Here is a 14795-nt window from a genome sequence, read left to right as displayed (position 1 = left end):
GTGAACTCTTGTGAAGGGGGCGTCTCTCCTCCGGAATCCGGAGTGATGCGGAGACACCCCACGCGCCGGTTCCGGGTCAGTTGACCCGGACCGCGCGGGCGCATCCGATGGCCGCCCGGGAAAACCTCATGATCCGTACGTTCCGGGCGAGGGCCGCATCGTGATCCGCAGGCGGTTCACCGCCTCCTCCGCCCTGCGTACGGCCTCGTCCGGAGTCGCCGCACAGCTGATGGCGAACGCGGCGCAGTCCATCGAATGGCGCAGCTCGTAGACCCGTGTGCCGGGCTCCACCAGGAAGCCGCAGTGGATGACGTCCGGTACCGCATACGCCTCCTCCAGCCCGCCGACCGTGTCGACCACGCCGGGCCCGGCGTGCAGGAAGCGGACCGCCGCGAAGCGCCCGGCCCGCCGCGGTAGCGGGGGCGTCGGGATCTCACCCTTGTGGAGGTTCCAGTACGCGCGGAACAACTCCGTGTCGTAGGCCCACTCGATCAGATCGACCATGCGGTCGCCGGGCAGGCGTCCGGCGCACTCGACCAGGTAGGGCGTGCCCGCTTCGACGATCCACTCGCAGCAGACGAGGCCCGTGTCGAAACCCACCGTGCGCACGACCGCCTCGGTCTGCTCACGCAGGCGCGTTTCGAGCTCCTCGGGAATGTCGGCGGGCGTCAGCTTTCCGCGCTCGACCGGCCTGGGGCCCGGGTACAGCTCCGTCTCCGTCACGTTGGCGAACAGCGTGCGGCCGGACGACACCAGCAACTCCACGCTGAACTCGCGCCCTTGGACGAAGCGTTCGACGAGCATCCGCACGGCGGCCGACCGGTCCGGCCCCGAGACGCTCACGTCCAGGGTGCGGCACTCCTCGACGCACTGCGCCCAGGCCGCGTCGATCTCGTCGGCGGACCGGAGGACGTACGTGGCGAGGGACCCCACCCGGTCGGCCGGCTTGAGGATCGCCGGGCCCGGGTGGGCCGTCATGAACGCTCGTACCTCTTCCGCGCTGTCGACGGCCCGGGACTCGGGGTTGGGGATACCGGCCGCCCGGGTCACCCTGCGGAGCAGCGATTTGTCGCGCAGCAGTCGTGCTGCGCCGAGCCCGGCTCCGGGGAGGCCGTAGCGCTCGGCGAGCCGCGCGGCGAACGGAGTGGCGTACTCGACGGCCGGGGCTATCGCGGCCGGGGCGAGATCGGGATGGGCGTTGAAGAACTCGTCTGCGGTACCGTCGAGTTGGTACTCCCATCCGACCACTTCACGGATCACCGCCGCGTCCTTGAGCTGGGATCGCAGGTCGCGGTCGTGGATGGTCTCCGGTTCCTCGATGAGGATCACCGAGGCGTCGGGCTGGAACACGCCGATGGCGGCCACCGCCACCCAGGCGAATCCCACCATGATCACGGGAGGGGTCGTCGTCATTCCTGCTCTCCTCGGGCGTTCAGGATCGTTCTCCGCCGGCACACGGCTCTGGCCCGATCCGTCATGCCGGTCCTTCGCCCTGCTCGGCGGCGAGGCGCTCCAGGATCGTCCGCTCCACTTCGTCGGCGAAGTCCGCGAGCACCCGCCGGTCGAAGAGGGTCCGCACCGGCACTCGCTGGCCCAGCGCGTCGCGCAGCCGCCCCAGCATCCGGGTCGCGGACAGCGACGTGCCGCCCAGCGCGAAGAAGTCGCCCTCGGGGCCGATCTCCTCCACGTGGAGCACTTCGGCCCAGATCCTCGCCACGAGCTGTTGCATCGGCGACATGGGGGCCACCGCCGTCGGCTCTGCCACGTCGGGCGCGGGCAGCGCGGCACGGTCGACCTTTCCGTTCGCCGTGGTGGGGAGCGCGTCGAGGACGATCCACCGGCGCGGGACCATGTACGCGGGCAGCGTGGCCCGCAGATGCTCTTCGAAGGGCTCGGTCCGGCGGCCACTGTTTCGGGTGACGACGTAGCCGGCCAACTGCCGCTCGCCTTCCCGGCCCACCACCGTGACGACGGCGTCGGCGACCTCCGGATGGCGGCGCAGCACGGCCTCGATCTCACCCGGTTCGATGCGGTGTCCGCTCACCTTGACCTGGTTGTCCGTCCGGCCCTGGTACTCGAGGGTGCGGCCGTGCCACTTTGCGAGGTCACCCGTCCGGTAGCAGCGCTCGCCGTCCGGACCGGTGACGAACCGTTCCTCGGTGAGGCCGGACCCGCCGAGGTAGCCGTGGGCCACACCCGCGCCGGCGATCCACAGTTCGCCGGTGACGCCGGGGAGCGTGAGCCGCCCCCGCCGGTCCACGACGTGCACCCGGGTTCCGGCGATGGGGCCGCCGACCGGCACCGGTTCGTCTCCGACCGGCCGGTCGACGCGCGCGATGGTCGAGTAGATCGTCGTCTCGGTGGGCCCGTAGGCGTTCCACAGCTCGCCGACGCGCCCCGCGAGTCCCCGGGCCAGCGCCGGGTCGAGCACTTCGCCGATGCTGATCACCCGCAGCGCGGGCCGGCGGGGCCAGTCGGCCGCCATCAGGATGCGCAGCGCGGTCGGCGTCGCCGTCGCAACGGTGACGCCGGTCTGCTCCATCCACGCGGCCAGGCCGTGGCCGTCCGCCGCGGTGTCCCGGTCCGCGAGGGCCAGTCGAGCACCTGAGGCCAGGGTCACCCACAGTTCGTAGCCGAACACGTCGAAGGTGAACGGCACCACACCGAGGGTGACGTCGTCCTCCGTCATCCCGGGACTCGCCGACAGGGCGGCGACGAAGGCGGCCAGGTTCGCATGGGTCACCTGCACGCCCTTCGGCCGGCCGGTCGAGCCGGAGGTGAACAGGACGTACGCCGTCTGCCGCGCCTCCGGCTCCATCAGCTCGGCGGGAGGGGCCGTCGTCTTCGCGGCCTCGTCCACGTCGATCACGGTGACCCCCGGCACCGCACGCGCCGCGGCGAGAGCCGTGCCGCCGGCGACGACCACACGCACCCCGGCGTCCGAGGCCAGCCCGGACAGCCGGGCGGTCGGGTGCTCGGGGTCCAGCGGCAGGTACGCCGCCCCCGCCCGCAGGACGGCGAGCAGCGTTCCGGGCAGCAGCCGGCCGCGTGGGAGGCAGACCCCGACCGGTTCACCCGGCCGGACACCCTGCGCCACCAGGGCGGCCGCCACCCGCCCGGACCACTGGGCCAGTTCGGCGTAGCTCACCGCGCCGTCGGCGGCGAGGACCGCGACCGCGTCCGGCCTGCGTCGCGCCTGCTCGAGAACGGCGGCGACGACCGTGGCCGGGCGCTGCTGCGGCAGTGACGGGCCGGTCGCCGCCGAACGCAGTTCCGCGCGTTCCCCGGCGGACAGCGGGTCGAGCGCGAGGATCGGCCGGTCCGTCGCGTCGAGCACCGCGTCGAGCACCGCGTCGAGCAGTGCGAGGAACCAGCGCGCCCAGCGCCGCACGGTGGCCTGGTCGAACAGACCGGTCCGATAGGTCAGCGTGCCCGCGAACCCGGTGCCGTCGTCGGCCAGGGCCAGCGCGAGGTCGGCCTGCGCCGCTGTCCTCGGCGTGTCCATCCGCGTCGCGGCCACGTCGGCGAACATGTCCGTGGGGAGGGGCAGGTCGATGACGTTGAGCATGGCCTGGAACAGCGGTGTGGAGTCCGGGTCGCGTTCCGGATGCAGTCGCCCCACGACGTCCTCGAAGGGCGTCTCGGCGTGGTCGAGGGCCGCCAGCACCCGGGCCCGCGTCCGCAGCAGTGCCTGTCCGACCGTGGGGTCGCCGGACAGGTCGCCGCGCAGCACGAGCGTGTTGGCGAAGCAGCCCACCATGCGCTCCGTGCCGGGCTGGGTGCGTCCGGACACCGGTACACCGACCGGTACGTCCTCGGTGCCGGCGAGTCGGGCCAGCAGCGTCTGCCAGGTGGTGAGCAGCACCATGAACGGGGTGCAGTCCAGCTCCGCCGCGACCTTCCGCAGTCGCGCGGCCAGCGGCGCGGGCAGGACGACCGGCTCGGACGCGGCCGACCAGCCGGCCTCCGGTCCGCGCGGCCGGTCCACCGGGAGGGCGAGCGGGGACAGACCGCGCAGGTGCGCCGTCCACCAGTCCAGTTCCGCGTCCGCGGCTTCGCGGTCGCGCCCGTGGCGCTGCCATTCGGCGACGTCGGCGTACTGGACGGTGGGTGCGTCCGGAGCCGGTCCGGTGCCGCGCCGGGCCTCGTACAGGGCCGAGAGGTCGTCCACGATGGTCGACCACGACCAGGCGTCGACGGCGATGTGATGAACCGTCAGCACGAGGATGTGCTCGGCCGCCGAGCCGCGCAGGAGCAACGCCCGCAGGGGCGGTTCGCCGTCCAGGGCGAACGGGCGCGAGATCTCGGCCCGCACCGCGGCCTCGACCCCTTCCGCGGCGACCTCGACGACGGGCATCGCGAGCGACCCGGGGGCGACCCGCACGGCCACCGGACCGGTCTCCGTCTCGGCGACGACGGTGCTCAGCACCTCGTGGCGCGCGCCGAGTTCGTGCAGCGAGGCACGCAGGGCGGCCACGTCGAGCGGGCCGCTCAGCCGCAGCGCCACACTCGTGTTGTAGGCATCGCTGTCGGGACGCAGCCGCCACAGGAACCACAGTCGTTCCTGCGCGGGCGTGAGCCGTACCGGCGCGGCGGGATCCGGGCGCCTCGGCACGGGCCCGGACACCACCGTCCCGACGGTACGGCGTTCCAGCTCTGCGGCCAGGTCGCGCAGCACGGGGTGCTCGAAGACGACGCGCACCGGAAGCTTGCAGCCGGTGGCCTCGGCCAGCAGGCCCACCATCCGGGTGGCCGCGAAGGAGTGGCCACCGAGCGCGAAGAAGTCGTCCGTCGCGCCGACCCGGGGCAGGCCGAGCACTGCCGTCCACACCTGGGCCACCGCCCGCTCGGCGGGGGTGCTCGGTGCAGCCGGGGCTGCCTCGGCCTCGGCGGGCCTCGGCGCCTCCCGCAGGGCCGCCCGGTCGGGTTTCCCGTTGGGGGTGAGCGGGATACCGGTCACCACGACGATGGAGTCCGGCACCATGTGTTCGGCCAGCGACTCCCGCAGCCGGGAACGGATCGCGTCCACCCGAGGCGTGTGGCCGGGTGCGGGCACGACCCAGCACGCCAGCCGCCGCTGGTCCCCGTCCCCCTCGGGCAGCACGACGGCGTCGGCCACCTCGGGCAGTGCCCGCAGTGCGGCGGTCACCTCGCCGGGTTCGACCCGGTGGCCGCGGACCTTGATCTGGTCGTCGGTTCGGCCGAGGAACTCCACGACTCCCCCGTCGCGCAGCCGGACGAGGTCGCCGGTGCGGTACCAGCGTCCGCCGTCCGGGCCGTCCACGAACCGTTCGGCGGTCAGGTCCGGTCGTCCCACGTAGCCGCGGGACACGCCGGGGCCACCGAGCAGGAGTTCACCGGGGACACCCGCCGGCCGGGGCCGGCCGGAGCGATCCACGACCAGGCCGGTGACATTGGGCAGCGGGCGGCCCAGCGGCACCAGACCGGTGCGCGCTTCCTCGGGGATGTCGTCCACGTCGCAGATCAGCGACATCATGGTCGTCTCGGTGGGCCCGTAGTGAGTGTGGACGGCGAGGTCCGGCCGCAGCCGGCGGACCTCCTCCACCAGGGACCACGGACAGCCCTCCCCGCCGAGGATCAGCAGCTTCGCGGGCAGGACGTCGGCGAGGTCTCCGTGGCGGGCGAGCATGGTGAGGTGGCTCGGTACGAGCTTGACGACGTCCACCTGGTGTCGCGTCAGATACGCGGCGAAGGCCCTCGGATCGGTGGCCGTCTCCCGGTCCGGCAGGTGGAGCGTGCCGCCGGTGAGCCAGGCTCCGTACAGGCAGGCGAGCCCGAGGTCGGCGGCGACCGTGGACACGATCGCGAAGGTTCCGCCCGCCACCTGGGGCATGCGAGCGGTCAGACCGGTGACGCAGTGGGCCAGGTTGCCGTGGCTCACGGCGACGCCCTTGGGGGCTCCGGTCGATCCGGAGGTGAAGACGACGTGGGCCAGCCGATCCGGGCCGACCTCCACGGCCGGCCGTGCGTCGGGCCAGACGTCGTGGGCGGAGCCCGGTTCGACGACGGCCGCCATGTCGCGGACGCGGTCGGCGGGTTCGCCCGCCGTCACGACCAGCCGGGCGCCGGAGGTGCGCAGCATGCCGCCGATGCGGGAGGCGGGGTGGGCCGTGTCCATGGGAAGGTACGCGCCACCCGCTTTGAGGATGCCGAGAACGGCCGTGGCGAAGTCGCATCCGGGATCCAGCAGGATCCCGACCGGCTGGTCCGGGCCCACACCCAGGGCGATCAGCCGGTGCGCCAGCCGGTTGGCGCGCGCTTCCAGCTCGCGGTAGGTGAGGGTGCCGTCGGGACCGGTCACGGCGATCGTGTCGGGGCGCTCGTCCGCCCACCGTTCGAACCGCTCGTGCACCGGCACCGCGGACGGTTCCGCGGCCGGGCCCGCGAGGGCGGGGCCTGTCGCCGGTTCCAGGGGTATCGCGGCGACCGGGCGTTCGGGATCGGTGGTCATCCCGTCCAGCAGGGCGAGGAACCACCCCACCAGGTTCTCGGCGGTGCGCGGGTCGAACAGGTCGCGGCGGTATTCGAGCCGGCCGCTCAGCGCGGAGTCCGGCCCGCCGTCGGCCAGTTCCATGCTCAGGTCGAACTTGGCCGTGGCCGGCTGCACCAGCCGCCACTCGGCCCGCACGCCGGGCAGGGCGGGCGGGGCCACCTCGTCGTACAGGTTGAGCAGCACCTGGAAGAGCGGCGTCGCCGACAGGGTCCGCTGCGGCCGGAGCCGCTCCACGACGCGCTCGAACGGGGTGCGGGAGTGGCTGAACGCGTCCAGTGCGCCGGCCCGTACCCGGGCGATCAGATCACGTCCGGTCGGGTCTCCCGTGAGGTCGGTGCGCACCACGATCGTGTCGAGGAAGCAGCCGACGACCGCCTCGCTCGCCTCGGAGTGCCGTCCCGCGTGGGGAACACCCACCGCGACGTCTTCGGTGTCCGCGAGCCGGCCGAGCAGGGCCTGCCAGGCGGCCATGACCACCATGAACGGGGAGGCGCCCGACTCCACGGCGAGGGCACGCAGCCGGGCCGCCGTCGCGGGCGGCACCGTCACCGGCGTCGCCCCACCCGGCCAGGCCGATTCCGAGGTTCGCGGCCGGTCGGTGGGCACGTCCAGTACGGGCGGCAGGCCGGCGAGGTACCCGGCCCACCAGTCGAGGTCCACTGGATCCTCTGCGCCTTCCGTCGGCACGTCCGCGTACTGCGGTGCGCGGGCCGGCGGCTCGCCGTCACCGCACCGGGCGGCGTAGAGGGAGCCCAGGTCCGCGAGGAGCAGCCGCTGTGACCATCCGTCGGTGGCGATGTGATGCAGCGTCAGGGTGAGCATCCAGCAGCCGGGCAACCGGAACACCACGGCCCGCATCGGCGGCTCGGCGGTGAGCCGGAACGGGCGACCCGTCTCCTCGGCCAGCACCGCGTCCAGAACCTGCTCGTCCACGTCCTTGACCGACACCGGCACCTCGGCGGCCGGGCAGGTACGCACGAGCGGCTGGGTTCCGTCCGCATCGATGACACCGCGCAGCACCCGGTGCCGCTCCGCCAGGTCCCTGAGGGCACCCAGCAGGGCCTCCTCGTCCAACTGCCCGGTGAGGCGCAGCACCAGGGGCACGTTGTACGCCGGGCTGTCCGGTTCGAGCTGCGCGAGGAACCACAGCCTGCGCTGCACGGCCGACAGTGGAACAGGGCCTTCCCGACCGTTGTCCGCGGACCGGACGGTTTCCACCGCCAAGGCTTCCCGAGCGGCCGCGAAACGCGCCTTCAGCAATGCGTGCGGCTCGTCGCCTGTGGTGTTCATCGTTTCCGTTCCTTGAGGTCGTTCGGCCTGCTCGTCGAGAACGGACGCATTCCCCTCACGCGTACGGCGCGGGCGAATTTCATCCACTCGGCAATGACCAGCGGCGACGAAAAGCCTAACCCTCCTGAAGATCCGTCAAATCGATTCTTAACGCGTCCATGACGGCTACCAGGCCGCCCTTGACGTGAATTTCACACACGACGGTCGCAGGGTGCGGCAATGCACCGGGCCGAGGTGAGGCCGCCGTCAGGACCTCGTACAAGCAGCGGGACGTCCGGCCCGGCCGGTGGCTCAATTCACCGCTATCCAGGGTGCTACAGTCGACCTGGCCGCAACGCCGAACACCGAGAATTCCGCGCGACGGACGCCTGCCGGGAAATCCGCGAGAATTGGCTGCTACGGTTTTCCGGCGACCGTGAAACTCATGTGGCCGGTCACCCTGTTTCACCGCCCGGCCGCCGGTCGGCGTATCGGGCGGACCGAGGCATCTCACCGACCGAGCAGCAGACGGGCCGCGGGTTTTCGCGGACGCGCCACCGACCGGCGTCCCGGACCGCAACCGAAGTCAACGGTCCCGCACGGCGTACGGCGACGACTCCGCCGGACCGGAACGGCCCGGAACCGCAGTCCACTGGACGAACGACGAGAGAGGTGACGCGCGATGGCGACGACCGGGTCGGACCGCACGTCGGTGCGCCGGCGACTGGGAACGGATCCCGCGCCCGCGGCTGGCGACGCCACCTTGGCGGATCTGTTCGAGGCGCAGGTGCTGCTGCACCCCGGCCGCACGGCCGTCACCTGCGGCACCGGGCACCTCGACTACGCGACCCTCGACGAGCGCGCCAACCGCCTGGCCCACGCGCTGATCCGGCACGGCGCCGGCCCCGAACGGGTCGTCGCCCTGGCCCTTCCGCGCTCGATCGACCTCGTGGTCGCCGTCCTCGCGGTCCTCAAGTCGGGCGCGGCCTATCTGCCGTTGGACCTGGACCACCCCCGGGAGCGTCTGGAGCGCACCCTGCACGACGCGCGCCCGGTGCTGCTGCTCAGCCTCGAACCGATCGCACTGCGCACCGACGTCCCGCCGCTGGTCCTCCGGGACCCGCGGACCAGGGCGGACCTGGCGCACGGTCCGGCGACCGCGCCCACCGCGGCGGACCGCCACGGCCCGCTCACTCCGCAGACGGCCGCCTACGTCATCTACACCTCCGGCTCCACAGGCCGGCCCAAGGGTGTGGTCGCGTCCCATCACAACGTCGTCCGCCTCTTCACCCGCACCTCCTCCTTCTTCCGTTTCTCCGAGCACGACGTGTGGACGCTCTTCCACTCCTACGCCTTCGACGTCTCGGTCTGGGAGATGTGGGGTGCGCTGCTGCACGGCGGACGCCTGGTCGTGGTCTCCTACGACGTCAGCCGCTCTCCCGAGCGCTTCCTCGAACTGCTGGCCGACGAGCGGGTCACGATCCTGAGTCAGACGCCGTCCGCCTTCTACCCGCTGATGCACGCCGACCAGGACCGCCCCGCGACCGGGAGTCCACTCGCCCTGCGCACCGTGGTGTTCGCGGGGGAGGCACTCGACTTCGCCAGACTGGCGCCCTGGTACGAACGGCACGCCGACGACGCGCCCGTCCTGGTCAACATGTACGGCATCACCGAGACCACGGTCCACGCCACCATCACGGCACTCACCCGCGACGACGCCGTCGCCGGCGCCCCGAGCCGGATCGGCACCGGCATCCCCGACCTGCGCCTCCACGTCCTGGACGAGGCACTGCGCCCGGTGCCCCACGGTGCCGCGGGCGAACTCTACGTCGCCGGACCGGGGGTGACGCGTGGCTACCTGGGCCGCCCCTCCTTGACCGCCGCGCGCTTCGTGGCCGATCCCTTCGGACCGCCCGGCAGCCGCATGTACCGCAGCGGCGACGTGGTCCGCCGCACCGACCGGGGCGACCTGGCGTTCCTGGGCCGCGCGGACGAACAGGTGAAGATCCGCGGTTTCCGCGTCGAACCCGGTGAGATCGCGGCGGCGCTGGAGGCCCACCCGGTGGTGCACCAGGCGGCGGTCGTCGTCCGCGAGGACTCCCCCGGCGATCGGCGCCTGGTCGCCTACGTCGTCCCCCGCCGCAGGTTGCGGGCCCCCGCCGACACCATGGCACACGTCGACGACTGGGCGAAGGTCTTCGACTCCCAGTACGCGGACGCCGGGGCGACGGGCGGCATCGCCTTCGGCGAGGACTTCACCGGCTGGCACGACACCTACGCCGACGGCGCTCCCCTGCCCCTCCCCCACATGCGGGAGTGGCGCGACGCAACGGTCCGGCGCATCCGCGAACTGCGCCCCCGCAACGTCCTGGAGATCGGCGTGGGAACCGGGCTGCTGCTGTCGCAGCTGGCTCCCGGATGCGTGGAGTACTGGGGAACCGAGATCTCCGCACGGGCGGTCGACGCCCTGCGCCGCGAGACGGCCGCACGGGCCGGTCTGGCCGGGCGGGTCCAGCTCAGCCATCGGGCGGCCCACGACATCGGCACCCTGCCGGCCGGCCACTTCGACGTGGTGGTGCTCAACTCCGTCGTGCAGTACTTCCCCGACGGCGACTACCTGCTCGACGTGCTGGGCAAGGCCTGGAGCCTGCTCCGCCCCGGCGGGGCCCTCTTCGCCGGGGACGTCCGCGACGCCAGGTCCCTGCGCTGCCTCTCCAGCGCCGTGGTCCTGCGTCGCGCGTCCGCGCGGGACGACCGGGCCAGGCTTCGGCAGGCAGTCGAGCGCGCCCTGAGCCTGGAGGCCGAACTCCTCGTCGCCCCGGATTTCTTCCACGCCTTCGCCCGGCGGGAGCCGACGGTGGGCGCGGTGGACGTCCAGGTACGCCGCGGCCGCCACCACAACGAGATGACCCGGTACCGGTACGACGCCGTGCTGCACAAGGCGGGCGCAGCGGTGCCCCCCACCGCGCCGGAGCCCGTCCGGCTGCGCTGGTCCGAGGACGTGGCGTCCGCCGCCGGCCTCGCCTCCCGGCTGCGCGAACAACGCCCCGAGCAGCTGAGGGTGACCGGCGTGCCGAACCGGCGGACGGCCCAGGAGGCCGCGGCCGTCCGCGCCTTCGACCATGGAGCGGACGTCGCCGAGATCCGGGACCTGCTGGCGGCAGCGCCGCACGGGGTCGATCCGGAGGCGCTGTACGCCCTCGGCGCCGAACTGGGCTACCAGGTGGCGGTCGCCCCGTCGGCGACGGCCGTAGACGAGGTGGACGTCCTGTTCTCCAGCGTGGACGGGATGCTCGCCGCATACGAGCCGACCGTCCCCCTGGCGGAACCGGCGATCTACACCAACAGCCCCATGGCGGCACGCGACAGCGCACAGGAGACCCCCCTCCTCCGGGCCCACCTGCGTGAGCGGCTGCCCGACTACATGGTGCCCGCGGCCGTGGTGTACCTGGAGCGGCTGCCGCTGACCGTCAACGGCAAGCTGGACCGCGCGGCGCTGCCCGCGCCGGAGGCGGGAGGAGACGGCACCCTCATCACCCCGCGGTCCCGCGACGAGAAGGCGCTGTGCGAGCTGTTCGCGGAGGCCCTCGGCATCGACCGGATCGGGATCGACGACGGCTTCTTCGACCTCGGCGGCCACTCGTTGCTCGCCGCGAGGCTGGTCGCCGCGATCCGCGCCCAGCTGGACGCGGACCTCGGTGTCCGCGATCTCTTCGAAGCGCCGACCGTCGCCGCTCTGGCGCAGCGGCTGCGGACACCGGCGCAGCGCCGCAGCTTGACCATTTGAGAATCTGCGGCCGCCCGATCGGGCGGCCGCCGCCGGGCGGACCACCGGTACGGCCCGGCGGTGTGAGCACCAGTTTCGTGTTTCGGAAAAGTGAGGGACCGTCATGATGAGCCTTGAACCGGTGGAGGAGCAGGTCTCCGCCACTGATTCCCGATACATCTGGTCCTATCCGGTCGACCAGCCGGCCTCAGAGCCGCGGGCGAAGAAGATCCGGACCATCTGGTACGTGGGGCTTCCTCTCACGTCCGCCCATCGCGGCAGCCACTCCGGCGGAGGAGCCCTCATCGACGAGGCGGGGGACCAGTCCCGCTACGCGAACGAGGGCACGGTCTACCCGCATTCCGCGCTGGTCGAGATGATCACTTACCAGAACGCGTGCTTCCCCCATCTGGACTGGCAGTACCTGGACATGAGCCACCTCGACTGGGACGTCGTGCGGGCGAGGATCCAGGCGGATCCGCCCGACATGGCGGCGTTCACCGTCTACTCCTCGACCGCTATGTGGGCGTACATCGTCGCCGCCGAGATCAAACGGGTGAATCCCGACGCCGTGATCGTCTTCGGCAACGACCACCCCGGGATCCTGCACCGCGAGGTCCTCTCGGGAACGTACGGCTCGAAGATCGTGGACTTCGTCTGCACGGGGAACAACGGCCCGTTCACCATGATGGGACTGCTGTCGTGGCTCGAGGGGAGGATCGACCTCTCGCGGATTCCGTCGCTGGCGTACCGGGGCGGCGCCGGGGAGATCCACAACCAGTCGGCGCCCACGTATCCCCTGTCCGAACGCATGCTCCCGGACTACCGGCTCATCGAGGACCAGCTCAAAGCCCACTACGACGACGCGTTCGAAGTCTGGTACGCGTCGCACTACGACTTGAAACGCATGGTCACCCTGCCACTGGACGGCGGCTGCAACTGGGGCCGGCGCCCCACACGCCGGTGCCTGCACTGCTCGATCCAGGGGCTGACGCCGAAGACGACGGACGTCGGCACGGCCGTCTCCACGCTGGAAGTCCTCGTCGGCCAGCTGAAGTCGAACGTCTACGCCGCGGGCGACTCCACGTTCGGGATGTCGAAGGCCCAGTGGGGCGGGGGTTCCTCGTTCCTCGACGAGCTGGCCGAGGCCTGCGCCGGTTCGGAGATCCTGCGGGGGCAGCGGTTCATGCTCGCCTACGGCCTGGTCTACGAGTTCCTGCAGGCGGCCGAGCTCTGCAAGGGATTCGTGAAGACCTGGAACGTCGGTATCGAGGCCTTCGACCCCAAGCTGCTGAAGGGCAACTCGAAGGGCATCAACAAGGGACCCGACCGGGTGATCGAGGCCTTGCAACTGGCGCAGAGCCTGGACTACAAGATGTACCTCTCGGGGATCCTCGGCCTGCCGGGCACCACCTTGCGGCAGCTCAGGGAGGAAGTGGACAACTGGCTCTCCATAGCGGAGACCTACGCGGGATCCATCACGACGATCTCCGTCGCCGCGCCCGCGATCATCCCCGGCTCCCGCATGTACCGTGACGCCTTCAAACAGCACGCGAGCGTCAGGGAGTGGCACGGCGAGCTGCTGCCCATCAGGAAGCTCTCCGAGCTCTACATCCGGGAGAACACCGAAGTGGAGCTGGCGGACGTCGAAGCGGCACTGGCCGATCTCGGACGGGGCGTCATCGCCTTGGACAACGCCGGCGGCAACGTCAAGTTCGGCGGCTACATGCTGGGCGGGGTGGACCACGAGGAGACATACGAGCGTCGTCTGCTGCACGAGATCTTCGCCGAGCTCCGCTGACCGCCGCCCCGGCCTCCCTCGGTCAGGGCTCGCAGCCCGCACCCACCCGACGACAGCACTGGACCAGCCGTGACGCATCCCTTCGAAGACCCGAGCGCACCCTGCTTCGTACTCTCCAACGAGGAGGGGCAGCACTCCCTTTGGCCGGCCCGCGCCGACGTCCCCGAAGGGTGGGACATCGTCTTCGGGGAGGCGGCGCGTCAGGAATGCCTCGACTACGTCGAACGCTCCTGGGTCGACATGCGCCCCAGGAGTCTGGTCGCGGCGATGGAGGAGAGCCCGGTGTCGGTGGACGGCAAAGAGTAGAAGCAGACCTCGTCGAGATGGCCAGACTTAACGACGGCGACGCACTCGCCGGAGACTGGTTCCGGGTGCTCAAGCGCTCGGCAGAGCCCCGTGCCCGGCTGATCTGCTTCCCCCATGCCGGAGGCGCTGCGAGCTTCTTCCGGGACTGGGCGGACCTGGTCCCCGACCACGTGGACCTTGCCGCAGTCCGGTACCCCGGTCGTGAGGACCGGTTCCTGGATCCCCCGCCCGCGTCCATGGCGGATCTGTCGCGCCCGGTGGCGCGGGCGTGCCTGGCGTCGGACGACGTCCCTCTGCTGTTCTTCGGCCACAGCATGGGAGCGTCCGTCGCCTACGAGGTGGCGCTCCGTATGCAGTCCTCCGGTGGCAGCCAGGTGGCGGAACTGTTCGTCTCCGGTTCCTCGGCACCGGGGCGGAGCTCGAGTTCGCGGGACCCGCTCACCATGACCGACGCCGAGATCCGGAAGGACATCGCCGAGCTCGGGGGTGCGGACGCGAACACCCTCGCCGATCAAGAGCTCTGGGAACTGCTGATCCCGTCGATCCGCGCGGACTACCGGCTGATCGGACGCTACCGGGCCGCGTTCTCCGGGCGGGCCCCGCTCGACGTGCCGGTGGTCGCCTACTACGGCCGCGCGGACAGGGATGTCGATGCGGCCTCGGTTGCCGCCTGGGCCGATGCGACGAGCTCCACCTTCGCCATGAGGTCCTTCGACGGCGGCCACTTCTATCTCAAGGACCATGCCCCTGATCTCGTCGCCGATCTTCTCGGTCGTCGAGCAGCCTTCCGCGCGTGAACGTCCCTGCGCCTGCCCCCGCCGACGCCTGACGCCTCGGTCACCCTGCCGATGCCCGGCCGCGCGGTTCGATCCGCCGCGGCACGTGGTACCGCCCGCACGGATCCGGAACCGGTACGGCACGACCGGGATCCCGCGGGCGAGCGGCGTGCACCCCCGTGGTCCGATCCCGCGGACCGGCCCGTCGCGCTACCCGCGGCGGGCCGGTGTTCGGCAACCGGCGATCCCTCAGCACCGCGACGGGTGCCGTGACCGGCCGCATGCGGGTCCGAAACACAGAGGCGGCGCCGACGACGCGGTCCTCGAGACCCGCCGCCAGGCGGACGATGTCCGCGTTGTCCC

At 71.9% G+C, this 14795-nt stretch carries 6 protein-coding genes; 4 read left to right on the top strand and 2 right to left on the bottom strand.

Going from position 1 to position 14795, the window contains the following annotated elements:
• Positions 1 to 126: 126 nt before the first annotated feature.
• A complete protein-coding gene (locus AB0F62_RS27860) occupies positions 127 to 1413 on the bottom strand; it encodes an ATP-grasp domain-containing protein (RefSeq protein ID WP_361804820.1) in 1287 nt (428 codons plus the stop codon).
• A gap of 61 nt (positions 1414 to 1474) precedes the next feature.
• Positions 1475 to 7804 carry an amino acid adenylation domain-containing protein gene (locus tag AB0F62_RS27855; RefSeq protein ID WP_361804817.1) on the bottom strand — a complete coding sequence of 2110 codons (6330 nt, stop codon included), beginning with the start codon at positions 7802 to 7804 and terminating at the stop codon, positions 1475 to 1477.
• Positions 7805 to 8465: 661 nt separating this feature from the next.
• Here AB0F62_RS27855 and AB0F62_RS27850 point away from each other — a divergent pair.
• The 4 genes from AB0F62_RS27850 (at position 8466) to AB0F62_RS27835 (ending at position 14453) form a co-directional block, all read left to right on the top strand.
• Positions 8466 to 11570: an amino acid adenylation domain-containing protein gene (locus AB0F62_RS27850; protein WP_361804814.1), complete on the top strand. Its 3105-nt coding sequence runs from the start codon at positions 8466 to 8468 to the stop codon at positions 11568 to 11570.
• Between the two features lie 106 nt (positions 11571 to 11676).
• The gene (locus AB0F62_RS27845; protein WP_361804811.1) at positions 11677 to 13350 is read left to right on the top strand and encodes a hypothetical protein; all 1674 of its coding nucleotides are present in this window, start codon (positions 11677 to 11679) and stop codon (positions 13348 to 13350) included.
• Positions 13351 to 13419: 69 nt separating this feature from the next.
• On the top strand, positions 13420 to 13656 hold the full coding sequence (locus tag AB0F62_RS27840; protein ID WP_361804808.1) for an MbtH family protein: 237 nt from the start codon (positions 13420 to 13422) through the stop codon (positions 13654 to 13656).
• Positions 13657 to 13673: 17 nt separating this feature from the next.
• Positions 13674 to 14453 carry an alpha/beta fold hydrolase gene (locus tag AB0F62_RS27835; protein WP_361804805.1) on the top strand — a complete coding sequence of 260 codons (780 nt, stop codon included), beginning with the start codon at positions 13674 to 13676 and terminating at the stop codon, positions 14451 to 14453.
• Positions 14454 to 14795 lie beyond the last annotated feature (342 nt).

The sequence above is a fragment of the Streptomyces sp. NPDC026673 genome, assembly GCF_040638135.1.
Classification (GTDB): domain Bacteria; phylum Actinomycetota; class Actinomycetes; order Streptomycetales; family Streptomycetaceae; genus Actinacidiphila.
Note: the sequence above shows the minus strand (reverse complement) of the source record. Positions and strands in the feature narration are given on the sequence as shown.